The sequence below is a fragment of the Prevotella sp. CAG:255 genome (assembly GCF_000431195.1).
Lineage (GTDB): Bacteria > Bacteroidota > Bacteroidia > Bacteroidales > Bacteroidaceae > Prevotella > Prevotella rara.
The window spans coordinates 1-26,803 of sequence record NZ_HF986815.1; the positions used below are offsets into that span (position 1 = coordinate 1).

Consider the following 26,803-nt stretch of genomic DNA (forward strand, 5'->3'; position numbering starts at 1 on the left):
TGCACTTAGTTGCGGAATTAAGGATAAATATAAAGACAATGCCAATGCGATAATCGGACATTTTGGACTTGGTTTCTATAGTTCGTTTATGGTCAGCAACAAGGTGGAAATCATAACAAAGAGCTACAAAGACGGAGCAAAAGCGGTTAAATGGAGCTGTGACGGCAGTCCGGCATACGAAATAGACGATGCAGAAAAAGCAGACAGAGGTTCGGATATAATACTTCATATTGACGATGACTGTAAAGAATTTTTGGAAAAGGCACGCATACAGTCTCTGTTAAACAAATATTGCAAATTTATGCCCGTTCCTGTAGCTTTTGGCAAAAAGACAGAATGGAAAGACGGAAAACAAGTTGAAACAGAAGAAGACAATATAATAAACAGTGTAGAGCCGTTATGGACAAAAACTCCAAGTACGCTTAAGGACGAGGATTACAAAAAGTTCTACAACGAACTCTATCCTATGCAGGATGAACCTCTATTCTGGATACATCTTAATGTAGACTATCCATTCAATCTAACTGGTATATTATATTTCCCACGCATCAAGTCTAATATTGAACTTCAGCGTAATAAAATACAACTATACTGCAATCAGGTATTCGTAACAGATCAAGTTGAAGGCATAGTTCCTGAATTCCTTACACTATTACACGGAGTAATTGATTCTCCGGATATACCTCTGAACGTAAGCCGAAGCTATCTGCAAAGTGACAGAGACGTAAAGAAGATCTCTACATACATTACTAAAAAAGTTGCAGACAGACTCAACAGCATATTCAAAGAAAACCGCAAAGATTATGAAAGCAAATGGGATGACCTGAAGCTTTTCATAAATTACGGTATGCTGTCTCAAGAGGATTTCTATGATAGGGCTAAGGACTTTGCACTGTTGAAAGATGTTGAAGGCAAATATTTCACATTTGACGAATACAAACAATTAATAAAAGACAATCAGACAGACAAAGACGGACAGCTTATTTATCTTTATGCAAACAATAAAGAAGAAGAATATTCTTACATTGAAGCTGCAAAAGATAAGGGATATAGTGTATTGTTGCTTGACGGACAGCTCGATGTTCCTGTTGTTTCAATGCTTGAGCAGAAATTTGAGAAGAGCAGATTCATGCGCGTAGACAGCGACATTATAGACCGTCTTATTGTCAAAGATGATGTCAAGAAGACAGAACTTGACAGCGAGCAAGCCGACAATCTGTCAGCAGCATTCCGTTCACAGATGCCTAAAATTAACAAAGTTGAATTCAATATTGAAGTTCAAGCCCTGGGAGAGAATGGCATGCCTGTAATGATCACTCAAAGTGAGTATATGCGCAGAATGAAAGACATAAGCCGTTTCCAAAGCGGAATGAGTTTCTATGCTCAGATGCCAGACAGCTATAGTCTTGTTCTGAACAGCGATCATAAGCTCATAAAAAATATTCTTGATGATGAAACCAGCAAATGCAGTGATGCTCTTAACCCTGTAATCAGCGAAATAAAGGGTCAACAAGCACGCCTTGCAGCTCTACATCAGAATCAAAGCAAGAAAAAGCCGGAAGAAATTACTCAAGAAGAAAAGGATGATCTTGCAAATACAGAAAAAGCATTAAACGAACAACGTGAGAAAAAGAACCAAATCATCTCAGAATACGCTAAAGATAACAAAATTGTGCATCAGCTAATAGACTTGGCTCTGCTTCAGAACGGCATGCTGAAAGGATCATCCCTCGATGCATTTATTAAACGTTCTGTTTCTTTAATAAAATAAGAAACAGCGTTGTAACACTTTGCAACATAAAATCAATTAACTCAGCTTATAAAAAAATACACCCAAGCATTTGAGTTTTAACTCAAGCTTGGGTGTATTTTATTTTTGTTTTATCAAGAATAGATCTTTATCTTCAGCAATCATTTTTCCTAATCTTGTGTTTAAGCTAATTAATTTGACTGTTTTTCACATAATAAACCACTGAGTTTTACATCAAAAATCATTGACTTTTACCTTAAAAGTCTATTAGTTCCAAATCGAATAAATATACAGCGTTATTTATTCAAAATCTAACATTCAGCATTGCACACGACATAATTTATCATTAAACACAGATAAAAACTATCAATTACGTTCCATGTATATTACAAAATAAATTATTACATAAAATATTCAGATAAGACGCTATCAACCATCACATAAAAATCTAACACTTGCAATATCCGAAACAATACCAGTTATTCACCAAACATTTTAAGATATAGATGTATTTCGTTATACGTAACAACCGGTCCGACACCTGAATATATATCACTTACGGACCTATTATTTGGATTATTAATAATAAAAGTCTTTATAGCTTTTATATGCTCCTCAGGTACAAGACGATCCATCTCAAGTTCACCAGCCTCAACATAACGGGCAATATGTCCAAATACAGTGCCATAAACAAGTCCTCTTTCTTTAGCAATCTGCTCTATTGTCATACCAGAAGAAAACATGTCATAGCTAATTTTATAAGTTGGTATCTTCGGCTCTTTCACTGTCTTTGGTTTTCTTGCCTTTACTATTTTCTTTCCACCATCATCAATACTCAATAATATCTTCGATTTTATCCGGAGATAATTTGGTATTGAAAATTCAACATTATTGTCTTCAGCATGTATGAAAAGCTGTTTTTTTAGTTCTATATCCCTGAAAAAGACACTATATCTGTCATCAAACTGTTTTTTAACAGCCTTATTCTCAATCTCAACTTTTGTTTTGTTGCACAACAAGGTGAAAACCTTCATCTCTTCAGAGAAATACGCTGCAGCTTTATGTATCCTCGTCTGAATATCAGGGCTGCTTATATCAGGATTTGCATGCAACATTCTTGTATATTGTATTTTAAAGCGACATGACACATCAATAATGCTCTCAAACGACAGCCCTATACGTTTATATTCAGCCAAGAGTTTCGGATATTTTTTATACAAATGCTCATCAAGCGTTCTCAACAACATATCAAACGAAGACTTCAATGACGAAAAATCGAACAATTCGTCCAACAACTGTATAACATAAGAATTATGCAAAGCAGATAATGTTTCTGCTGACGGAACACGCTTGTCGATAGTGTTAATATATGCATCCAAAGTACTGTCACTGATTATGGCATCACGTTGTAAAGGGGCACTCAACACCATTCCGTCAAGAGTTCTGCAGCGACTTAATGCAACATATGCCTGTCCGTGTGCAAACGAATGTGAAACATCTATTATAGCATGATCAAAAGTCAGTCCCTGGCTTTTATGTATTGTTATAGCCCATGCAAGGCGTAAAGGATACTGTCTGAAAATACCTTCTACTGTTTCTGTTATTTCTTTTGTAGTTTCATCTATAGTATACTTGGCATTTGCCCACTCTGATTTTTCAAGATTGAAACTTTCCCCTCCATTCTTATCTCTGACAATAATAGCACTTTCATCCAATGACACCACTTCGCCAATCATGCCGTTAAAGAAACGTTTCTCAGGGTCATTTTTAATAAACATAACCTGCGCTCCCTGTTTTAGCACCAAATTAACATCGGCTGGATATGAAGTTTCAGGAAAATCCCCCTCAATCTCAGCCTTAAATTCATATTCACGCGAAGGCAACAATGACAGTTCTCTGTCATTTATCATATGTGCCGGATTGTTATGTGTCGTCAAACGAATATAATCGCTGTCTTTCTCTGGAATAAAATCAGGAATATAACGTCTGTTTAAAGCTGACAATGTTTCATTTGTAGCACGATTCTCCCGTATCTGATTCAAGAGAGAGATAAACGTTTCATCTTGCTGTCTGTATACGGTATTAAGCTCAACAGTATGATACTCTGCAGCATTAAGAGCCTTGCTTGAAAAAAAGTAAGGTGTCGGATAATACTTGCTCAACATTGCCCATTCTTCATCTTTTATAACGGGAGCAAGCTGTTGCAGATCGCCAATCATCAACAGTTGTACACCGCCAAAAGGTTTTCCATGGTCACGGTATCGTCTCATTACGGAATCTATTGCATCAAGCAAATCTGCACGTACCATACTTATCTCATCAATAACAAGCAAGTCCATGGTTCGTATTATGTTACGCTTAACCTTACTGAAACGATAATACTTTTGATCTTCACCTCCAAAAGTAGCTCCAGGCACATAAGGAGACAGAGGAAGTTGAAAGAAGGAATGAATGGTTACTCCTCCTGCATTTATTGCAGCAATACCTGTAGGAGCGAGCACGACAAGCCGTTTAGTTGATTTGTTCTTTATTTCCTTGAGAAACGTTGTTTTACCTGTTCCAGCCTTACCGGTCAAAAAAAGATTTGCCCCGGTATTTTCTATTATATCCCAAGCCATTGCCTGCTCGGAAGCAGCATTCATCATAGTATACTAAAATAAAAACAGATAAGTTGTATTTAAAATATAAAATCGAAAAAGGCGCAGAAAAATCACCACGCCTCGCGATATTTTCCTTCTTCTTTATCTTTCAGCATGCTGAGATATGAATTGTATCTGCTTTCTGAAATATAATGCTCCTCAACAGCTTTTCTTACGGCACATCCCGGTTCATGAGTATGCGTACAATTATTGAAGCGACAATCTTTTGAAAACTTAAATATCTCTTTAAAATATCCACAGATTTCTTCTGGCTCCATATCAAATGTACCAAATCCCTTTATTCCGGGAGTATCAATAACCCATCCCCCGTAAGGTAGTGGAAGCATTTCACTGAATGTTGTAGTATGCATTCCTGTGTTATGAGCTTCACTAATTTCAGCTGTCCGTAAGTTTAATCCTGGTATCAGATGATTCAACAGGGTACTTTTACCTACACCGCTATTTCCACTAAAAAGCGTTATACGGTCTTTTAGCTCAGGGACAAGGCAATCCAGCGATTTGGCATCAAGAGCTGAAACAGCAAAACATGTATAACCTATTGTTTCATAAAGGTTTATCATTAAATTCTGATAGTTTAGTTCAGCTTCCGAAAGTATGTCGGTTTTATTGAATATTAAAGAAACAGGTATTCTGTAAGCTTCTGCTGATGCCAAAAACCTGTCAATAAATGTTGTGGATGTCTCCGGATAATTTACTGTAACAATCAGAAATGCCTGATCTATATTTGCTGCAATAATATGGCTCTGCTTAGAGAGATTTGGAGACTTTCTTATAATATAGTTTTTTCTTTCCTCAATATCTTTTATAAAAGCCGTACCTTCCTGATTGCAGATTATCTCAACACGGTCACCCACAGCAACCGGATTGGTGCTGCGGATGCCCTTTAGTCTAAAATTGCCTTTAATTTTACATTCTACAGTGTGTCCTTCGTCGGTTTTAACCGAATACCAACTACCTGTATTTTTTATTACAAGTCCTCTCACTGCTGTTATACTGTCATTATTTCCTTATTCTTTGCAGCAAGCAAATCATCGATTTTCTTGATATACTTATCATGAAGTTTCTGCAATTCAGCCTCTGCATCTTTTTCATTATCCTCTGAAAGGCCGTCTTTTATAGCTTTTTTAAGTTTGTCTTTTACATCAGCACGCACATTACGTACCTCAACCTTAGCCTTCTCTCCAATCTTGTTGCATTGTTTAGCGAGTTCCTTACGACGCTCCTCTGTGGGCTGTGGTATGCCAAGTCTTATTATCTCACCATTGTTTTCAGGAGTTATGCCAACATCTGAGTCCATAATGGCTTTCTCAATATCCCTAATCATTTTTTTATCCCATGGGCGTATGGCTATTGTCCGCGCATCAGGTGTTGACACATTAGCAACTTGATTCAAAGGAACCATCGATCCATATGAATCTACTCTTATACCATCAAGAATGGCAACATTTGCACGTCCGGCACGTACACGAGAGAGCTGCTCATCTAAAAACATAGCAGCCATTTCCATTCTCTCTTCGCTTTCGCTTAAAGTTGTCTTTACGTCTAACATATATAATTATATTTTGTTACATAAATATTTTCAAATCAAGCTCCAAAACACATCACTACAGATATTGTCTTTTTTGCTATTTATTGATATTTCTATTCATCTGCTCATGAACCATATTTGTGAGGTCAACAAACTGCTGTATTGAAAGTTGCTCAGGTCTCTTTGTCATTATATCCTGTTCAAAAAAGCTGTCATCAGGCATTCTGTCAAACAATTGTTTTAATGATACACGAAGCATCTTCCTCCGTTGGTTAAAAACAGCCTTTACAACACGCCTGAACATATGCCAATCACACCCCAAATCATTAACATTGTTACGAGTTATACGAATAACTGCACTTTTAACTTTTGGCGGTGGATTGAATACGTTTTCATCAACTGTGAACAAATACTCAACATCGTACCAGGCCTGAATAAGCACACTTAGTATTCCGTACGCTTTTGTTCCAGGTTCGGAAGCCATACGCTGAGCCACTTCACGTTGAATCATTCCGGTACAACATGGTATCAAATCTTTATTATCCAACATCTTAAAAAAGATTTGTGAAGATATGTCATAAGGATAGTTTCCTGTAAGAACAAACTTCCGTCCGTTGAATACTGTATTCAGATCCATTTTAAGGAAATCATCCTCAATAATGTTTTCTCTTAAATCCGGATATTTTTCATTAAGATAATTAACAGATTCAGAATCTATTTCAACAACCTTTACATCTCTGTTTTTTTGAACAAGATACTGAGTCAATACACCCATACCGGGACCTACCTCCAAAATTGGAATATCAGGGCATGCATCTACGGTATCGGCTATTGCATTGGCAATATTAAGATCTGTCAGAAAATGCTGTCCTAAATTTTTCTTTGGCCGTACTGTTCTCATATCTTATTTTTTGTTTTTGCAAAAATAAATAAATATTTTGCAAAACAGACACATTGACATGGAAAAAATAATATTATCTGAAAATAATATGACAAAAATAAGTTACATTGTTACTTTTTCCCGTCTTAAATTTAAAACACATTTATAACAAACGATTAACTAATTTAAAATCAAATCTAATGAAAACATTAAACAAATACCATGGAGTTGTAGTGCCAATGGTCACACCTATTACAAAGAATAACGAAATTGATATTGATGCCGTAAAACGAATTATAAATAATTTTGCTCAATATAATGTATCTGCATTGATAATGGGAACAACAGGAGAAGGTAATTCTGTTTCAGTTGAAAGTGGCGTTAAAATGATAAAAGCTGCATCGGAGGCAGCCGCAGGAAGAATAACAATATACGCCGGACTTGCCGGGAATTGTATTTCAGAACAATATGATGCGGCTGAAAAGTTTATTGAAGCAGGTGCAGATGTCATTGCAGCCACACTGCCATGCTACTATTCATTAACACCGAAACAAATGTATGAATACTACAAGAATCTTGCAGACACGCTTACTGCTCCTTTAATGCTATACAACATAACTATAACTACCCACATGAGCATACCACTTGACGTTATTGAAAAACTAAGCCATCATCCCAACATTGTTGGATTAAAAGACTCTGAAAACAACATTCAACGCATGGAAGAAGCGTTAACACTATTCTCTGACCGCGAAGATTTTGCATACTTCTGTGGATGCGCAGCTAATTCTGCAAAAGCTCTGTCACTAGGAGCAGACGGCATTGTGCCAAGCGTAGGTAATTATTTGCCTAAGATATATAATGACTTGTTTGAAGCCGGAATAAGCGGAAACACAGAAATTGCAAATGATCTACAAGCTAAAACAATTGAAATTGGAAAAATAAATACCGACAATCTTACACTTGGCGAATCCCTTGCAGGTTTAAAAGTTATAATGAAGATGTATGGACTTTGTGAGACATATATGCTACCTCCCCTTACAGAGCTTGAAGAAGAAACTGTAATAAACATTCAAAATAAAGTCAGGGATATCATTAATAAATACAAATAACATGTAATACTAACCTTAAAAAACATACCATGAATTACGAAGGTCTACACTGGATTGACACAACAATCGTGATCGCATCCGTATTGCTTGCCATAGGTGTTGGCATTTATTTTGCAAAAAGACAAAACTCAACAGAAGCTTATTTTGCTGCAAGCGGCAACATACCTGCATGGGCTGTCGGTATGTCCATGTTTGCGACAATCATAAGTAGTGTAACATTTTTAGCATACCCAGGAAGCGCATATTCAGGAAATTGGATTTTATTAGTACAAGGCCTGATGGTTCCATTGGTTTTACTTGGAGTAATAGGCTTTATCGTTCCATTATACAGAAGAGTAATAAAACTTAGCACATACGAATACTTTGAAAGACGTTTTGGAGCATTTGCTCGATTCTATAGTTCTATAGCATTTGTGTTGGAACATTTTTCTAAAATGGGAACCATACTATATCTACTAGCCATGGCCATGGTTGCTTTTTCTGGCGGAATAAATATCACTTGGTTTATCATTAGTATTGGTATTGCAGTTATTATTCTTACATACTTCGGCGGCATGGAAGCTATAATATGGATGGACGTCATCCAAGGATTTCTCCTTATCATTGGCGGAATAATGGCTATTGTCATTTTATTCCATCTAACCGAGGGAGGGGCTTCCGCGATATTAAATATAGCTGCAGAACATCACAAAATTGATTTCGGTCCATACGCTTGGGATTTCACACAATTGACATTTATTGTAATGGTGTTTAATGGCATTTTCTATGCCATACAGAAATATGGTACAGACCAAAGTATTGTACAGCGATATCTTACTGCAAGAACTGATAAAAGCGCAAAAAAAGCGTCATATCTGGGAATTATGCTAAGTGTACCGACATGGGCTTTATTTATGTTCGTTGGCACATGTTTATTTGCATATTATCAGATAAATGCAGGCGATTTACCGTCAGGTATTAAGAGTGATGAAATTTTCCCATATTTTATTGCGACAGAAATGCCAATCGGAATAACCGGACTTATAATCTCCGCATTGATTGCAGGAGCGATATCTAGTTTGGATGCAGATGTTAATTGCATATCAGCTGTAGTTGTAGAAGATTACTATACACGTTTTCGCCCAAAAGCAACAGACAAGCAAAAATTACTTGTCGGACGCATATCTGTAATTGCAATAGGCATAGGAGCTATCCTAATTGCATTATTATATGTAGCCTGGGGAGGTGAAGGCGTTTTAGGTACATTATTCGGGCTTTATGCAATATTGTCTGCAGGCATCGTCGGCATATTTCTACTAGGTCTGTTCAGTCGCAGAGCAAATTGGCAAGGATTATACATAGGTATTGCGGCTGCAATCTTATTCACAGCATATGCAGTATTAACGACAACAAAATTTGGCAACAATCCTGATGCTGGAATAATTTTAGATCTTGAAGATTGGAATTTCAAACATCACACTTATATGCTCGGCGTATATAGTCATCTTATTGTATTGGTCGTTGGGTATATTGCGAGTCTGTTTTTCAAGACACCTCTTGCAGATAAGGAGCTGACAATATATGGTTACCTTGAAGAAAAGAAAAATAAAAAATAACATATTACATATATGAAAGAAATTACATTACTTCAACCACAAAAGATTGTGTTTGGAACAAATTGTATAGACAAATTTGTGAACGACTATTTAAAACTTGGTCTTAACCATCTATTCATTATAACCATGCCAGTAATTAGGCCTTTGATTTCCAATATGGTTGAAAGACTTTATAAAAACGGCATACATATTGAGTTTTACGAAAAGATATGCAATGAGCCATCTATAACAGACTTTGATGTTCTAATGGCAGAAGCAAAAAAATTCGGTGCAGACAGTTTTCTTGGCATCGGCGGTGGAAGCATTCTTGATATAACTAAGCTTGTTGCCACATTGATTGACAGCAATCAAAAAATTGAAGATTTATTCGGCATTGATCTTATTAACCATAAAGGGAAATGGTTTGCGTGTATGCCGACTACAGCCGGTACGGGTAGCGAAGTATCACCCAACGCAATATTACTTGATGAAAAAGACTCTTTGAAAAAAGGTGTTGTAAGTCCATATTTAATAGCAGATGCGGCATACATTGACCCCAAACTGACATGGAGCGTACCTGCCAAAATAACAGCAGAAACAGGTATGGATGCCTTAACTCATTGCATTGAAGCATATACAAACAAGTTTGCACATCCTATAGTTGACATGTATGCACTTCAAGGCATTAAATTAATCGCAAGCAACATATTTAAAGCTGTAACAGACGGGAATAACGTTGAAGCACGTGAGGCAATGGCATTAGGAAGTATGTATGGTGGTTTATGCCTTGGACCTGTTAATACAGCTGCTGTTCATGCCTTATCATATCCACTTGGAGGAGAGTTTCATATATCACATGGATTGTCAAATGCAATATTGCTACCTTCTGTCATGAAGTTTAATTACACCGCGAATCCTAAAAAGTATGCAGATATAGCAATTGCATTTGGTGCAAAACGTGGAACAACAGATGAAGAGACGGCTCTAAATGGAGTTGATTATATAACAAACCTTTCAATAAAATGTGGAATACCTACAACACTTACAGAAATTGGCATTCCGCAAGAAGCAGTAAGCCGTATGGCAAAAGCAGCAATGAAAGTACAAAGGTTACTAAAGAATAATCCACGTGAAGTTACAGAAACAGACGCATGTGATATTTACAACAATCTATACAAATAAAACAAGACCATGGATACGAACAAAAAGCCAATATTAGCATTAACAATGGGCGATCCTGCTGGTATTGGTCCTGAAATAATAATAAAATCTCTTGCTTTTAAAGAGACCTATAATAAATGTAATCCTGTTGTTATTGGTGACGCGTCAATAATGGAATATGCAGTCAAACAATGCAATATATCTTTATCTATTAATGCTATTGATGATATAAAAGACGCAATATTTACCTATGGGACAATAGACGTATATGATTTAAAATGTATCAATATGGATACATTCAAACAGGGCAAGGTAGATGCTCAATGCGGCAATGCGGCATTTTTGGCGGTAAAAAAGGCCATTGAACTTGCTATGGCAAATATCGTTGACGGCACTGTAACTGCTCCACTAAATAAAGAATCCCTAAATATGGCAGGACACCATTTTGATGGTCACACAGAAATATATGCCCATTATACGAATACAAAGAAATATGCCATGCTGCTTGCAGATGAATTTATGCGTATAATTCATGTATCAACACATGTACCACTTCGAAAAGCATGTGACTTAGTGAAAAAACAACGCATAATTGACGTCACCGAACTAATATATAATGCATGTCAACAATTTGGCATTTCACATCCCCAAATAGGCATTGCCGGTCTTAATCCTCACGCTAGCGACAATGGACTCTTCGGTGATGAAGAAAGGAATGAAATCATACCTGCTATAGAAGAACTGCGTTTAAAAGGATATGATGTAGAAGGTCCGATTCCACCAGATACATTATTTGCAAAAGCAAAATGTGGAAAATACGACGGATGCGTGGCCATGTATCACGACCAAGGGCATATTCCGTTTAAGGTCGTAGGTTTCAATTGGAATAGAGAAACAGGCCAAATGGAAAGTGCAAAAGGAGTCAACATTACATTAGGATTACCAATAATACGTGTTTCCGTAGACCATGGAACAGCGTTCGACGTTGCTGGAAGAAATATAGCAAGCCCTGATGCAATGATGCTTTCAATAGATTATGCATCACGCATGGCAATGGAAAGAATAAATAATCAGAAATAAATTTTTCAACATGATTGTTGTCATTTCAGACGATATTACAGGTGCAGCAGAACTTGGAGGTATTGCATTAAGATATGGATTAAATACAATAATTACAACAGATATCACCAATGTTCTGCCGCATTCAGATATACTTATTATTGCTACTGATACACGTTCTGATACCGAGTCTGGCTCTATGAAAACTATCAAACATTTAATGTGTAAATTGAAAGATAAAGCTATTACAATATACAAAAAGACAGATTCAGTTCTACGTGGTCATATTGTAGCAGAAATTAAAACGATAATCTCATATTCCTATTATAGGAACGCATTATTGTTACCTCAAAATCCGTCTAAGGGGAGAATTATTAAAGATGGTATCTATTACATCTATGAAAATAAATTAGATAAAACCGAATTCAGGAATGACCCTGAATATCCAATATTATCATCAAACGTTAATACATTATTAAATAATTCAGCCAAAATCCTCAATATAGACGATATTACTTTATCTGATAATAATATTTACATTGCAAATGCCCAAAATGAAAACGACATAATTATACAATTATCAAAAGCGCATAAAAACACATTACTTTCCGGTGGAGCAGATTTCTTTAACTGCATAATAAGGAAAGAATTTAATGTTTATCCGTTAAGAAAAGAAGTTGCCAAGATTCCAAATGCGAATCGCATTATAATTGTATGCGGAAGTACACAAAGTAATTCTCTTGTCAATGAACCTTATATAACAGAGCACAACGGATATGAAGCAGTAATGCCTGATGATGTATTTAACGGACATGGAATAAATAAATGGATTATTAAGCTAAAAAAGTTATATGATAAACATGAAACAATGATTCTCAATGTTGGGAAAAGAGAAAATCGAGGAAAAGAATATGCAGTCAGACTTAAACGTATCATGGCTGAAGCCACAAGAACTCTCGTTAAAATACATCAACCGGACATACTCATCATAGAAGGAGGAGCTACTGCATATTCAATAATTCAAAGTTTGAAGTGGTACAATCTGGAATTTAAGACAGAATACTCTCCTGGTATAGTGAGTATGCTTTATGATAAAACCGAAATAATATTAAAACCTGGCAGTTACTCTTGGAATGACATATTTAAATCCAACAAATAGTAGCAAATTAAAATCTATGATATGCATTGTAATTCTTCTATAATCTTTTCTAAAGCCCCAGATACGATTTCATTTTCAAAAGAAGACAAACATAACCGCAAAATAAAGTTGCATAACAAAAATATAAATCGGCCATAATGAGGCTGACATTTTTATTCCGACATAAAGACTTTTATAAACTTGATACAAATCACCAAGCTTACCACATGAAATTCCATATGACAAAGAAAGAACTATAATAATAAATGCAAATAAAGGAACTGCCCCTGCCGTAAAAGCACTAGGACACAATTCGCCTGTAACACCTAATAGAACCGCATGTGGAACAAATGTCAGAGAAATTATGACAATACAAAATACGATAAAAAATATAGCAGAAATAATTAATGCATGTTTCTCTCTATATGTGATGGGCCTCCCCCTATAAACACATAAAATAGCATCACAAAAACCACTATACCTAAATGTGCCCCATGCAATTGAGCACAAGACTAACCACACTAATAGTGGAGATGCCAAACAATAAGCAAAACCACCCATAAACTGACGCACCCCTTCTTCACTTATCATTGACCTTATTGGTAATGACGGATTAACAGAACTGACAATCCACGAAAATACTATCACACAAATAAACATTAACAACAATGTCAATGCGGATAAAGCCAATACTTGTTTACGATGCATCATCTAATTAATTCATTAATTATAAATCATCTGGTATAATATTATCCACGTCAAGGATATGAAGTTCAATCGCTCTGGTTACCAATCTTGTCGCATTTATTCCAATACCTCCATTACCATCAGGGAATAGTCTGCGAATAAGTTCGTTCTGTCTTTTTTCCAGACTCTTAACACCAAAAGGCATACCACGCAATCCCGTTATCTGTTCTTTCGTGTATCCTAATGCAAGATGTCTTAAAAAACGCTCATCATATTCATCAATCTCATAGTTTACCAACGCTTCTTGGCGCATTATTTGTTTACTTACGCTATCTTTAAAGCGTTTAACAATCTTTTCAAGTATTGGCTGATTGAAAACATACTTACGCCCTTTCATTACACTAGAGATATCGCCCCGTGTAAGAAGTTCACCACTTTTTAATATAATTCCGTCACAGCCGGCATCAAGTGCGTCAACCCATAACTTCTCGTTAAGAATTTCGCCAGTGAATATCAAGACTTTAACATCAGGATACAACTCTTTAGTTTGTCTACAAATCTCAACTCCAACCGTTGTTGAGCCGCCAAGTCCTAAATCAAGCAATACCAAATTTGGCAACTGCTGCTTAATCAAATGCCAATACGCAATTTCACTATCTGCAGTACCTATTATCTCTGCCTCAGGTATATCATTTCTTAATATACCTTCCGTTCCTTTTAATTCTAGAGGAACGTCTTCAACTATAATAACTTTAAAACTATTCATTTTAACTCTTAATTTAAGATGTTTTTATATTTGAACAAATATACCTAGCCAAAGTTATACGCAAAATCATCTTGTTCTCGCTTTCCTCGAAAATTGTAACAATACCACATCCATGAAGATTAGTCAGTTCACTATTTTCACGTATAATTTGTCTACATATCAAATATGGAATATTTTTTACTGATGGAACAAACAAATCAATATTAGTTTTCATCAAATCAGACGATAAACTACGGCAGATAACATCAAAAACTATATATTGATTATTCTTAGAGGAAATTATCACATCACCATTTACACATCCGCATTGAGTTTTCAAAATATCAAATAGATACTTTATCAATACGCTATCCCCTAACACGTATTCATCTATACCGATTATTTCTTTTAAAGAAACTGGTTTGCATTCATAAGATACTAAATCAACCTGCCGCTGTATCTGCTCACATAACAGAGTATACAATTCTTTATAATATGCAGTAACTTCAATTAAAGGTTGAATATTTTTATCCGCTTCATCAACAAGCTGTCTGATTCGAGAAGGATAATACATTGTTTCATGCTTCAACGCACTTAAACAATTATCTGTAACATTATTACATACATACAGTTTTTCATCCTCATATCTAGCCCGATTAAGTTCGTCTGAAAGATATTCTATATCAGCCTTCTTACGTTCATTCAAGTCAATCGAGTTATCCAAAACACTTTTTATCTGCCCCATCACTTTTTGTAACGAATGAGGATATCTTGAAACATCAACTTCTGAGATAGTTGAAATCTTTTGCGAAATAGATTTATCAGAAAAAAGAAGTTTATTAATATCATTAATTTTGTCTACACAAAAACGATAATATAAGACATGGCGATAATATAACAAATAATATAATCCCGCAGCAGAAATTAATAATATAATAAGAAATATGACTGCTATTACTTTATTTGTTTTCGAACGCTGCATTGTAAGACAATATTCAGCCAAACCTCTATCTGCAGACATTTCTTTAAATAGTTGAGTATAAATTTTATTATTATATACATACAAATCCCATTTATGTAATGCCAAAGAAGCGACTGCACATTCGTTACGAATATCTAGAATTACATCATAATCAGTTTTAATCCCCTTACGAAACCATATAATATCAGCAGGCAAATCCGTCTCTGTGTCTTTTAGCGATATCAAGTCTTTTCCTTGGTGATATGCCTGTTTATAAAATAAATTCAAATAGGAAATTGCAGACTCTGCATAGTTCAACGTTTTTTGATATGTTCCATTAATATTACTATAATATGCAGAATCAGCAAAATTACTTGCTTTTATTAAATATTCTGATTTTACTTTTAAAACAGTATTTGCTTTTATTTCTTTTACATCCTCTGCGTTAAGATTTATCGTCAGACTAAAGCTTATAAGAAATAAAAAGACACGTAGAATACCATACGGCAAGCGAAAATAAAATCTACTACCCTTTCCTATTTCGCTCTCTGCAAAAATACCACATACATTAAAAATCTGACTAGTCTTACGATACTTGTCAATAATACCTTTACAATTCATAAGACCAAAGCCATGTCCATTCTTTATTTTGTGTCCAAACAAGTTTTCCAACTTTTGCTTATCAATACCCTCACCTGTATCAGAAACAGATATTTCAACGTAATCAGTTTTTTCTTCTGCACTAATCACTACAGTTCCACCTGCTTTTGTAAATTTACGAGAATTATCTGAAAGTGTATTAAGCATGAACAAAGTCATTATTTTATCAGCCTTAACTACAGCTGAAGAAGACCGAACTTCTAGTTTTATACCTTTTAGTTGAAAAGAAGCTGTTGATTTTAGCAAGACATTAAAAACATCTTGTAACTTAAAGCTTTCAATATGCAAAGAAAGCTGACCTTGTTGAAGTTGAATCCAATGAGTAAGTACATCATTATATTCATTGATTTTATCAATCAATTCTTTAACATAACAATATCGTTCTCGCCTTATTTCATCTGATTCAACAGACATCTCTATCCGCTTTATCTCATTTATTATTCGATCAATATAAGGCAATACATTATTAACAAGAAAAACCTTAGAACGATTGTCCACGTTTCTCCTTTTAGCTTTTTCTACACTCAAACGACATAAATTCAATTGTTCTTCAACCTCTTCATAACTTTCATCAAGATTATTTAAATACTTACAATTCAACTTATTCCATTCCTGTAAGGGTTTTAACAAATCGTCAATATAAAATTTTTTATCTCGCTTTTTTCTTAAACTATTAAGAATAAAAAACAATGCAATAACAACACATATTAAACAGATTATGAATACTATAAGGACATTAAGTTGCATTGATGTTTTTTCCAATTGTTCAGCACGAGCTTCTAATTGCCGATCTTGTCGCGTTTCTTCTCGTAAATCAAGATATTTATTACGATAAATATCACTATTATTCTTATCATCAATCGCAGAATAAGCCAAACTCAATTGTTCACAGATACTAGCGACTAAATCAGGTGCTTGGTTTATCAAAGGCTCTGCCAATGCATTTTCCAAACAGATCAAAGAAGATGTATAATCACACACAGTCCAATAACAAAAAGCCAAAGTACGGTATGCTCCTGCAATTTGATATACATCTCCATAACTAACAAATAATGATAATGCTCTTTGTGCTAAATTTCCGGCCAACAAACTATCAGGCATATTATCAATATTAAGATAGTTTATTGCCAATTTATTATTTAAAGACAACCACGTTCGATTGTCTTTATCTATAAGATGTTCACTTAACGCTTGCAAAGAGTTTGCTTCCCAGTACTTGTATTTTCCTTTCTTAGCATACAAATAACATTTAAACAAATACTCGAATTCTTTTTGAGAAACATCATACTGTGTTTTTCCTTCTATCAATCCGCCGCTCCCTAATTGATATAAATAATTTATATATTGAGCTGTATCCTTATATATTTCAGTTATAGAGTCTATTTGCAATATGGCATGCTTAGCCTTATCAACAAGTCCCAAATAATAGTAATAAGTAGAACTAACTATCAGAAACTCTGATTCGGCATAATTAAGACGCCTTGACAAGCGTTCTGGTAAAGATTTTTTTTCTTCGTTTATTCGCTTTAATCTGGCTTGAGCACGTTCACGAAAATCGTAAAACTTTTTATTTTCTGATTCTCGCTGACACAATCTCATACGCTGAATATCAGCAATTAAAAGTTCTACTTGATTATCTGTAACATAAGTAACGCTATCAAGAAAATCATATGCTTTTTCATAATTCATTTTTGAAATATGAAAATAAGCCAAATTATTATATGCCTCTGCACATGCTGAAGAATTTCCTTTCGACAAACTTAATGCCTTATTGGCATAATAATAAGTTGAATCCAAGTCCTTGTAATGATATACATAAGATATATCATTCAACCTGTCAACTTCTGATTTTTCGTTTTCAAAAGAACAAGCTGAAAAAAATAAAAGGCTCAATATGCCAAGAAGCACAATCGAGCCTTTTAATACGTATTTATTATCCGCGAGCCTTAGCAATATACCCTAAAGCTTCTTTACACTTATCCGTAATAGCTTGCCAATTACCTGCAGCAATAACATCTTTCGGGAATAATTTAGAACCCATTCCCACACAGAACACGCCTGCTTTAATCCATGAATTAAGATTTTCTTCATCAGGAGAAACGCCACCGGTTACCATCAATTTAGACCAAGGCATAGGAGCCAACATTCCCTTAACCAATTTTGGTCCTAAAACGTCACCTGGGAATACTTTACATAAATCACAGCCTAATTCCTGAGCAAAGCCTACTTCTGAAACACTTCCGCATCCAGGAGTATAAGGAACCAAGCGACGGTTACAAACCTTAGCAATTTCCGGATTAAACAACGGGCCAACTACAAAATTAGCACCAAGTTGGATATACAATGCTGCTGTTGCGGGATCAACAACAGAACCGACACCTAAAGCAAGTTCAGGACATTCAACGGCAGCAAACTTAACTACTTCACCAAACACCTCGTGAGCAAAATCACCACGATTGGTGAATTCAAAAGCACGAACGCCTCCATCATAACATGCTTTTATAACTTTTTTTGCTATTTCTACATCTTTATGATAAAAGACTGGTACCATTCCAGTTGAACTTATCTTGTTCAATACCGCAATTTTATCAAATTTAGCCATTATATTCTATTTTTATTTTATAATAACACTTAAACAATATACGGAATACGGACTTTTGAAAGTTTTATTCCTTAAACTCGCAAATTGTCAAAGCATTTCTTAGTTTATATATTTCAGATGTCAAAACATTACTCATGCCAGCATCAACGCTGAACACGACCAGAAGCGTCACCACCAGCAAGGTTTTCAACCTCCTCTGCTGACATCAAATTAAAGTCGCCCGGAATTGTATGTTTCAAGGCAGATGCTGCAACGGCGAACTCTAATGCCTTACCCTGATCTTCCGGATATGTCAGCAATCCATGTATAAGACCACCGGCAAAAGAATCACCACCACCAACACGATCAATAATAGGCATTATATCATAATGCTTACTCTGGTAAAATTCTTTTCCGTTATAAATCAATGCCTTCCAGCCATTATGGGTAGCAGATAAAGACTCACGAAGAGTTGAAACGACATACTTAAAGCCAAACTCTTCCATCATGCCCTTGAATATGCCATAATATCCTTCAGCATCTGTTTTTCCACCTTCAACATCTGCATCCGGCTTAAAGCCTAAACATAACTGTGCATCCTCCTCGTTTCCGATACATACATCAACATACTTCATCAAAGGTTTCATTATACTCTGAGCCTTCTCTGATGTCCAAAGTTTTTTACGGAAATTAAGGTCCACACTAACAGTTACGCCATGACGTTTTGCAGCCTCACAAGCAAGACGTGTAAGTTCTGCAGCCTTGTCACTAATGGCCGGAGTAATTCCACTCCAATGGAACCACTGAGCTCCTTCCATTATCTTATCAAAGTCGAAATCTTCAGGATCAGCTTCAGCGATAGAACTGTGAGCACGGTCATATACAACCTTTGAAGGACGCATACTTGCACCTGTTTCAAGGAAATATATACCTAAACGATCACCACCACGCGCAATGAACTGTGTATTAACTCCGTATCTGCGTAATGCATTTAAGGCACACTGCCCTATTTCATGTTTAGGTAATTTCGTTACAAAATAAGCCTCATGACCATAATTCGCAGCACTAACAGCAACGTTTGCCTCGCCACCACCATACACAACATCAAAATTATCACATTGAACAAATCTCTTCTGACCGGGAGATGAAAGGCGAAGCATTATCTCGCCCAAGGTTACAACTTTAGCCATTTCTTTAATTTTTGAATGTTTATAGATTTATAATTTGTTTTTTCAGTTCACAAAATTAATATTTAAATTAAAACCAAACAAATAAAACAACAAAAAAATGTGTTTTTCACAAAAATCGCCTTTGTGTTTTCGCACGATTCAGTTTTTATTGCTATTTTTGCAGAAAATATTTCACTTTATCTTTGAAAGTGGATTTATATATGAGCGAAAAGATAAGAATTAAAGACATTGCCGAGAAATCAGGTGTATCAGTTGGAACCGTTGACAGAGTTTTACATAACCGTCCGAATGTATCCAAATCAGCAAGGGAAAAGGTTGAAGCTGTTTTAAAAAACATAAATTACCAACCGAATATGTATGCAAGTGCTCTTGCATACAACAAGTCATACACTTTTTATTGTATAATTCCTCAACATAAATCAGAAGCTTATTGGGAAGAAATTGAAGAGGGAGCAGCAAAAGCATGTGAAGCAAGACGTGATTTTCACATTGATGTGAAAATGATGTACTATAAAAGGTTTGACCCGTCTACTTTTATTAGGGAATACACCAAATGTCTAAATGCAAACCCAAATGGGGTAATTGTTGTGCCTAGCGATTTAGAAACGACGAAAGGTTTTACGGAAAAATTGCACGAACGCGGCATACCTTTTATATTATTAGACTCATATATGCCAGATTTAAAGCCACTTTCATTCTATGGTCAGGATTCTTTTTGTAGTGGATATTTTGCCGCAAAAATGCTCATGTTAATAGCATCAGGCGAAAAAGAAATAATGCTTATGAAACAGACTAAGAACGGAAAAGTCGAAAGTAAGCAACAAGATAACAGAGAAGTTGGCTTCAGACATTATATGCAGGACCATTTTCCACAAACGAAGATTATTGAGTTAGATTTACCGTTGGATGAAGATGAAAACAATTATGACTCTATCTTAGAAAATTTCTTTACATCAAACCCACATATACATCATTGCATCACTCTATGTTCAAAAGGTCATATTGTCGGTGAATTTTTATTAAAGACCAATAGACGTGACGTTCAAATAATGGGATATGATATGGTTGAAAAAAATGCGAAATGCTTACGATTAGGAACAATATCATTCCTCATCGCCCAACATGCCTTCATGCAGGGCTACAATTGTGTCGATACATTATTTAAGGCAATAGTGTTAAAAAAGAAGGTTGATCCGGTAAACTATATGCCAATAGAATTATTGTCTAAAGAGAACGTGGATTTCTATAGACGCACACAATTATAAACTTAATTTACACAACTATAAAACAAATCATTTTATGGAAAAAGTTTCATTCATTAAAATTAATCCGGCCGATTCTGTTGTAGTTTGTCTAAGGGACTATAAGCAGGGAGAAGAAATAAGCATCAATGGCAAAACTATAACCGTTTTGCAGGACACTCCTGTCGGCCATAAAATCCTTTTACAAGACACAAAGGCTGGTGAGAACATCATCAAATACGGCTATCCTATAGGACATGCCCAAAAAGATTTAAAGGCTGGTGAATGGATTAATGAGAACAATCTAAAAACGAATTTATCAGGTAAACTTGCTTATGAATATAATCCTGTAAATGAAATTCTTCCCATCGAAAACCAAAATCTAACATTCAATGGATATGTCAGAGCCAATGGTGAGGTTGGAATAAGAAATGAAGTATGGATTGTACCAACTGTAGGATGTGTAAATGGAATAGCAGAAAAATTAGCGACAAAGCTGGCTGAAGAAACAAAATTAGCCGGTATTGACGCCGTTCATGCCTGGCACCACAATTATGGATGTTCACAATTAAGTGAGGACCATGAAAACACCAGAAAAGTGTTACGCGACATTGTTCTTCATCCTAATGCCGGAGCTGTTCTGATATTAAGCTTGGGATGTGAGAACAACCAGCCTGATCAGTTTGAAAAACTTTTAGGCGATTACGATAAGAGTCGTATAAAATTCCTTGTAGTACAAAAGGTTCAAGGAGATGAAGTTGAGGAAGGAATGAAAATTCTGCACTCATTATACGATATAGCAAGTAAAGATGTAAGGACAGAGTGTCCGTTAAGCAAGTTGCGTATAGGATTAAAATGTGGCGGAAGCGATGGATTAAGTGGCATAACAGCCAATCCGCTTGTTGGAGAATTTTCAGACTTTATTGTTGCACAAGGCGGAACATCTATACTTACAGAAGTGCCAGAAATGTTTGGTGCAGAAACAATTCTCATGAACAGATGTCAAAATGAAGACCTCTTTAATCAGACTGTAAAACTCGTTAATGACTTTAAAGAGTATTTCTTGAGCCATGGCGAACCTGTTGGTGAGAATCCTTCACCTGGAAACAAAGCCGGTGGAATATCTACATTAGAGGACAAAGCACTTGGATGTACTCAAAAATGTGGAAGAGCCCCTGTTAGTGGTGTATTAGGCTATGGCGACAGACTAAAAACTACCGGTCTTAATCTGTTGTCTGCACCAGGAAACGACCTTGTTGCTTCAACAGCATTAGCTGCTGCAGGCTGTCAGATTGTTTTATTTACGACAGGACGCGGCACTCCATTTGGTACATTTATTCCGACTATGAAAATATCGACCAATAGTACACTATTTAACAACAAGCCAAATTGGATTGATTTCAATGCAGGGGAATTGGTTGAAGGAACAGATATGAAATCCCTATTAGACAAGTTCATCAAAAAGATAATATCTGTTGCCAATGGTGAAAAAACATGCAATGAGAAAAACGGGTACAGAGAAATATCCATCTTCAAAAATGGTGTAACACTTTAAACATATTTTCAGGATGATGTAAACGCATCATCCTGAAAAATAAAAAACACTGCAAAAGCAGTTATAACCACAAAAGATATGCAAGTTGTAATAAGAAATTTCATTAAATTATTATCTACTGGGGCATTTCAGTCATATTGTACACTTGAAGAAATGTCTGAATATAAATGGAATCAACTATTATACATTGCTAAAATAAATGATGTTGAAGATTTTATCATATCTGGAATAATTTATTCAGATAACTCATCAAATAATATTATACCAACAAAAATCACAAACTCTATAAACGAAACTATTTATTCCAATACAACAAGAATCACGCCAAAAGACGCCCAATACAGACAGTCGACAAAAACAATAAATAAATTCTCTAATCCATATTTAAACAAGAAATTAAATCGAATTATTTATAATGAGATCCATAGTATCGATACATCTGTAGACTCTATAACATTCTTAAACAGAAGTATTGATAACATTAAAAATCTTTTATCCGCAAATTCATACATCAGAGACCTTGTAGAATATGGCATTTATTTAAGAAAATATGGTAATAAAATAGATTTCGTTAAAATAGACAATTGGATAAATACATTAAAGATGAATAAAATAATGAACTTAGTTGGTATATACCTCATTAAGTTCTTTAACTTCGATACAAGCGAAATCCCATTCTATAATAACCAAAATAAAATCAAAACGGGAGAAGTAAAATTACCACTAAACCTTAAAGCAAAATCGGAGGACAAGATGAATGAGACTCAAAAAGAAATTAATAACTTGATTTGTAATATCCCAAAGCCTAATACCGGTATGTTCAAGTATTTTTCATTCTTTCCACTTGAGACAACAAGCATCTTTTTCTCTAATATTTTTAACAGTCTTTCAAATATTGAGGAATAACTAAAATTTTATAATTTTCTTTGTTGTACCAACGATTAAGTGTATCTTTGCCAAAAATAAGGAATCATACAATGAAACAATACATTTTTATTATTATCAGCCTATTTACTCTAACACAATATATATCTGCACAAGATTACAACACCTACGTTCAATGTGAAGACACATGCAGACATATTCACGGAATAGATCTCAGCCATTATCAAGGAGACGTTTTCTGGGAAACAATTGGTGAAAACAGTAAAATGGCCTATGTTTATTTAAAAGCGACAGAAGGCGGTACACATATAGACAAAACATACGAAAGAAATATCGAATTAGCACACAGATATGGTTTAAAAGTTGGCTCATACCATTTTTTTCGGCCTAAAACTGATTTAGTTAAGCAACTCGAAAATTTTAAATCACAATGCCGTCCTGGAGACCAGGACCTGATACCTATGATAGACATAGAGACAACAGGGGGGCTTAAGACTGACGAATTTTGTGATTCATTATTTAAATTCATCGATTTAGTTGAGAAGGCCTATCGCCAAAAGCCTTTATTGTATACATATACAAATTTCTACAACAAACATCTCCAAGGCAAAATTGACAATTATTGTCTTATGATTGCCCAATATTCTGATGAGGAACCCAAACTTGCAGACGGAAGAGATTATACTCTTTGGCAATATACTGCAAAAGGACGCATAAATGGTATCAACACCTATGTTGACAAGAGCAGATTTATGGGACGTCATAGCATGAGAGAAATACGGTTTAGACATTTCTAATAAAATAACATATAAAATAAAAATATAAAAATGGCAATTATTAAATGTCCTGAATGTGGTCATCAAACTAGTGACAAGGCTCCTGTATGCCCCAATTGTGGAGTAGAAATCGCAGGAAAAATAATAAAATGTCCTTATTGTGGAGAAATTTATTTAATAGGTGAGATTGTCTGCCCACATTGTCACAAATCACCTTCCAATGGCAATAATCCTATTGAGAATGACAATCAAAGCCTTGTTGAGCAAAACTCAACAAATGTAGAAAGGAATAGCTATCTGACGTCAGACAATGGTATAATCGTTCCTACAAAAGACGAGTCAAGCAATAGTTTGAATACAACGCCTCAAGAACAATATACGACTCCCAACGACAACACTCCTAAAGCAAGAAAAAATAACAGGACAACACTGATTGTTTCGTTAATAATAGCAGTGTTGGCATTAGGTGTATGCTTCTATTTCTACAACAGGGCGCAAAATGAAAAGGAAATGGAAGAATATAATTTTGCCTTAAGCAGTGAGGATCCAACAATTTTACAAGAATATTTAAATAACTTTAAAGATGCTCCACAAGAGCATATTGATTCAATTAAAGCACATTTGCAAAGACTTGAGCAATTAGATCAGGATTGGACAAATGCCATTGTAAGTGGCAGTAAATCAGCACTGATGGATTACTTAAGCAAACATCCTGATAGTCCACACAAACAAGAAGCAATGGACAAAATTGATTCTATTGATTGGGCACAATGCCTAAAATTAAATACCTCTGAGGCATATCAGATGTACATGGCAGACCATTCTGATGGCAATCATTATGAGGAGGCACAAATTGCTTTGAAAAAGATTAAAGCAAATACTGTAAGCATGGAAGAAAGACAAGCAATAAGTAATCTCTTCCATAACTTTTTCGTAAGCATTAACGAGCGCGATGAAGTTAATCTCGTTTCAAACATAAATGATAACATCAACTTTTTAGGTAAGCAAAATGCTACAAAACAGGATATCATTTATTTCATGAACAGATTGTATAAACAAGATGTTCAGAATATGGTTTGGAGTATCTCCGGTGACTACAACATACAAAAGAAAGAGATTGGTGACGAACAATATGAATATATTGTAAATTTCATGGCAAATCAGAAAGTTGAGAAAGTTGATGAGCCAAGCGCAAACTATAAGTATAAAATTAATGCAAGAATTAATCCTGACGGTAAAATGACAGAAATGTCTATGACAAGGATAAATGAATAATAATATGTTAAGATTAGTCGCCATAAGTTTCTTTACTATATGCCTTAATACACTATTGATGGGCCAGGAAAAGATTATAAAACTCCGAATTATACAGACTAGTGATGTTCATGGATGTTTCTTTCCCTATGACTTCATTGAGCGTAAACCAGCAAAAGGTTCTTTAGCACGTGTTTCAACATACATAAAGGACCTCAGAAAAACTTATGGTGCTAATCTTATACTGATGGACAATGGTGACATTTTACAAGGTCAACCTACATGCTATTACTGTAATTATGTAAAGCCTGAACTTCCCAATGTAGCTGCATCGGTCATAAATTATATGGGCTATGATGTCCAAACTATCGGAAATCATGACATTGAAACCGGTCATAATGTATATGACAAATGGATAAAAGAGGTAAAGTGCCCAATGCTTGCTGCAAATATAATATCAAAAGATACGGAAAAGCCATATCTTAAGCCTTACCATATAATAAATCGTGACGGCATAAAGATTGCTATTATTGGCATGATAACTCCTGCAATTCCCAACTGGCTTAACGAAAAACTTTGGGAAGGTATGTCTTTTCAAGAGATGAAAGAATGTGCTTTATATTGGACTACCTATTTGAAGAAGCAGGAAAACCCTGATATAATAATCGGCCTTTTCCATTCTGGAGCCGAAGGAGGAATAATTACAGATGAATATGAAGAAGACGCCTCCTTAAGAATTGCCAAAGAAGTACCTGGTTTCGATTTGATTTTATATGGGCATGATCATAAGAAACACATTGAAACAATCAAAAATAAAGACGGACATGATGTCCTTTGCATGGATCCTTCATCTAATGCATACTTCATATGCGATGCTGAAATAGACGTAACAATAAACAACGGGCAAATAATAAATAAACAGATAAAAGGAAGTCTGAAAGATGTAAGAAATCTGCCTGTTGATACTGCATTCATGGAGTATTTCAAGGACGAAATAGACAGCATAAACAACTATGTCAATAAGAAAATAGGCACCTTCAAAAATTCAATATATACACGTGACTCATATTTCGGAAGCAGCGCATTTTGTGATTTTATCCAAAACGTTCAGCTTAAAGTAACAAATGCCGATGTATCATTCAATGCTCCATTGTCATTTGATGCCTGTATAAAAGCTGGTGACGTATTTGTCGGAGATTTATTTAATCTCTATAAATATGAGAACCAGATATATACGATAAAAATGACTGGCAAGGAAATAAAGAATTACCTTGAAATGAGTTATGGCCTATGGACAAATACAATGGTATCAAAAGATGACCATATAATGCTGCTGAATATTGATAGCGTCAACGGAATAAAAAAATATACATTTAAAAATCTTGCCTTCAATTTTGACAGTGCAG

General features: G+C 35.2%; 20 protein-coding genes and 1 pseudogene (1 of these 21 cut by a window edge). 12 read left to right on the plus strand and 9 right to left on the minus strand.

Annotated elements, in window-relative coordinates; genetic code table 11:
- A partial coding sequence (gene htpG / locus QVO66_RS07775; protein WP_288172735.1) for a molecular chaperone HtpG occupies positions 1-1,771 on the plus strand: 1,771 nt, incomplete at its 5' end.
- A 458-nt stretch (positions 1,772-2,229) separates the two neighbouring features.
- On the opposite strand, the gene QVO66_RS07780 is transcribed toward htpG, so the two are convergent.
- From QVO66_RS07780 to rsmA, 4 genes are all read right to left on the minus strand, one after another.
- Positions 2,230-4,395: a helix-turn-helix domain-containing protein gene (locus QVO66_RS07780; RefSeq protein WP_021854895.1), complete on the minus strand. Its 2,166-nt coding sequence runs from the start codon at positions 4,393-4,395 to the stop codon at positions 2,230-2,232.
- Between the two features lie 65 nt (positions 4,396-4,460).
- A complete protein-coding gene (gene rsgA / locus QVO66_RS07785; protein ID WP_021854896.1) occupies positions 4,461-5,393 on the minus strand; it encodes a ribosome small subunit-dependent GTPase A in 933 nt (310 codons plus the stop codon).
- A gap of 5 nt (positions 5,394-5,398) precedes the next feature.
- Positions 5,399-5,959, minus strand: a complete 561-nt coding sequence (gene frr / locus QVO66_RS07790) for a ribosome recycling factor (RefSeq protein WP_021854897.1) — start codon at positions 5,957-5,959, stop codon at positions 5,399-5,401.
- A 76-nt stretch (positions 5,960-6,035) separates the two neighbouring features.
- Positions 6,036-6,839: a 16S rRNA (adenine(1518)-N(6)/adenine(1519)-N(6))-dimethyltransferase RsmA gene (gene rsmA, locus QVO66_RS07795; protein ID WP_021854898.1), complete on the minus strand. Its 804-nt coding sequence runs from the start codon at positions 6,837-6,839 to the stop codon at positions 6,036-6,038.
- A gap of 179 nt (positions 6,840-7,018) precedes the next feature.
- Here rsmA and QVO66_RS07800 point away from each other — a divergent pair, with 179 nt between their 5' ends.
- The 5 genes from QVO66_RS07800 to QVO66_RS07820 are packed head-to-tail and all read left to right on the plus strand — an operon-like array spanning position 7,019 to position 12,883.
- Positions 7,019-7,930, plus strand: a complete 912-nt coding sequence (locus QVO66_RS07800) for a dihydrodipicolinate synthase family protein (RefSeq protein ID WP_021854899.1) — start codon at positions 7,019-7,021, stop codon at positions 7,928-7,930.
- A gap of 29 nt (positions 7,931-7,959) precedes the next feature.
- Positions 7,960-9,525, plus strand: coding sequence for a sodium:solute symporter (locus tag QVO66_RS07805; RefSeq protein ID WP_021854900.1), 1,566 nt, complete (start codon positions 7,960-7,962; stop codon positions 9,523-9,525).
- 12 nt (positions 9,526-9,537) lie between these two features.
- Positions 9,538-10,686 (plus strand): iron-containing alcohol dehydrogenase, encoded by a 1,149-nt coding sequence (locus QVO66_RS07810; RefSeq protein WP_021854901.1) that lies wholly within the window; start codon positions 9,538-9,540, stop codon positions 10,684-10,686.
- Positions 10,687-10,695: 9 nt separating this feature from the next.
- A complete protein-coding gene (gene pdxA / locus QVO66_RS07815; protein WP_021854902.1) occupies positions 10,696-11,745 on the plus strand; it encodes a 4-hydroxythreonine-4-phosphate dehydrogenase PdxA in 1,050 nt (349 codons plus the stop codon).
- Positions 11,746-11,755: 10 nt separating this feature from the next.
- Positions 11,756-12,883, plus strand: coding sequence for a four-carbon acid sugar kinase family protein (locus tag QVO66_RS07820; RefSeq protein ID WP_021854903.1), 1,128 nt, complete (start codon positions 11,756-11,758; stop codon positions 12,881-12,883).
- 75 nt (positions 12,884-12,958) lie between these two features.
- Here the strand turns inward: QVO66_RS07820 and QVO66_RS07825 are convergent, their stop codons facing one another.
- The 5 genes from QVO66_RS07825 to QVO66_RS07845 form a co-directional block, all read right to left on the minus strand.
- Positions 12,959-13,453: an ABC transporter substrate-binding protein gene (locus QVO66_RS07825; protein ID WP_288172736.1), complete on the minus strand. Its 495-nt coding sequence runs from the start codon at positions 13,451-13,453 to the stop codon at positions 12,959-12,961.
- A gap of 136 nt (positions 13,454-13,589) precedes the next feature.
- Positions 13,590-14,315, minus strand: a complete 726-nt coding sequence (locus QVO66_RS07830; protein ID WP_021854905.1) for a DUF5932 domain-containing protein — start codon at positions 14,313-14,315, stop codon at positions 13,590-13,592.
- Positions 14,316-14,328: 13 nt separating this feature from the next.
- On the minus strand, positions 14,329-17,823 hold the full coding sequence (locus QVO66_RS07835) for a sensor histidine kinase (RefSeq protein WP_021854906.1): 3,495 nt from the start codon (positions 17,821-17,823) through the stop codon (positions 14,329-14,331).
- Positions 17,824-17,848: 25 nt separating this feature from the next.
- Positions 17,849-18,517, minus strand: a complete 669-nt coding sequence (locus tag QVO66_RS07840) for a bifunctional 4-hydroxy-2-oxoglutarate aldolase/2-dehydro-3-deoxy-phosphogluconate aldolase (protein ID WP_021854907.1) — start codon at positions 18,515-18,517, stop codon at positions 17,849-17,851.
- A gap of 143 nt (positions 18,518-18,660) precedes the next feature.
- Positions 18,661-19,686, minus strand: coding sequence for a sugar kinase (locus tag QVO66_RS07845; protein WP_021854908.1), 1,026 nt, complete (start codon positions 19,684-19,686; stop codon positions 18,661-18,663).
- A 200-nt stretch (positions 19,687-19,886) separates the two neighbouring features.
- Here QVO66_RS07845 and QVO66_RS07850 point away from each other — a divergent pair, with 200 nt between their 5' ends.
- The 6 genes and pseudogenes from QVO66_RS07850 to QVO66_RS07875 form a co-directional block, all read left to right on the plus strand.
- On the plus strand, positions 19,887-20,951 hold the full coding sequence (locus QVO66_RS07850; protein ID WP_021854910.1) for a LacI family DNA-binding transcriptional regulator: 1,065 nt from the start codon (positions 19,887-19,889) through the stop codon (positions 20,949-20,951).
- A 34-nt stretch (positions 20,952-20,985) separates the two neighbouring features.
- A complete protein-coding gene (locus tag QVO66_RS07855; protein WP_021854911.1) occupies positions 20,986-22,482 on the plus strand; it encodes a UxaA family hydrolase in 1,497 nt (498 codons plus the stop codon).
- 78 nt (positions 22,483-22,560) lie between these two features.
- Positions 22,561-23,388 carry a hypothetical protein gene (locus tag QVO66_RS07860; RefSeq protein WP_021854912.1) on the plus strand — a complete coding sequence of 276 codons (828 nt, stop codon included), beginning with the start codon at positions 22,561-22,563 and terminating at the stop codon, positions 23,386-23,388.
- A 71-nt stretch (positions 23,389-23,459) separates the two neighbouring features.
- Positions 23,460-24,164, plus strand: coding sequence for a glycoside hydrolase family 25 protein (locus QVO66_RS07865; protein WP_021854913.1), 705 nt, complete (start codon positions 23,460-23,462; stop codon positions 24,162-24,164).
- 30 nt (positions 24,165-24,194) lie between these two features.
- On the plus strand, positions 24,195-25,418 hold the full coding sequence (locus QVO66_RS07870) for a zinc ribbon domain-containing protein (protein ID WP_021854914.1): 1,224 nt from the start codon (positions 24,195-24,197) through the stop codon (positions 25,416-25,418).
- Between the two features lie 4 nt (positions 25,419-25,422).
- A pseudogene (locus QVO66_RS07875) lies at positions 25,423-26,803 on the plus strand (bifunctional metallophosphatase/5'-nucleotidase) (it continues 391 nt past the right edge of the window).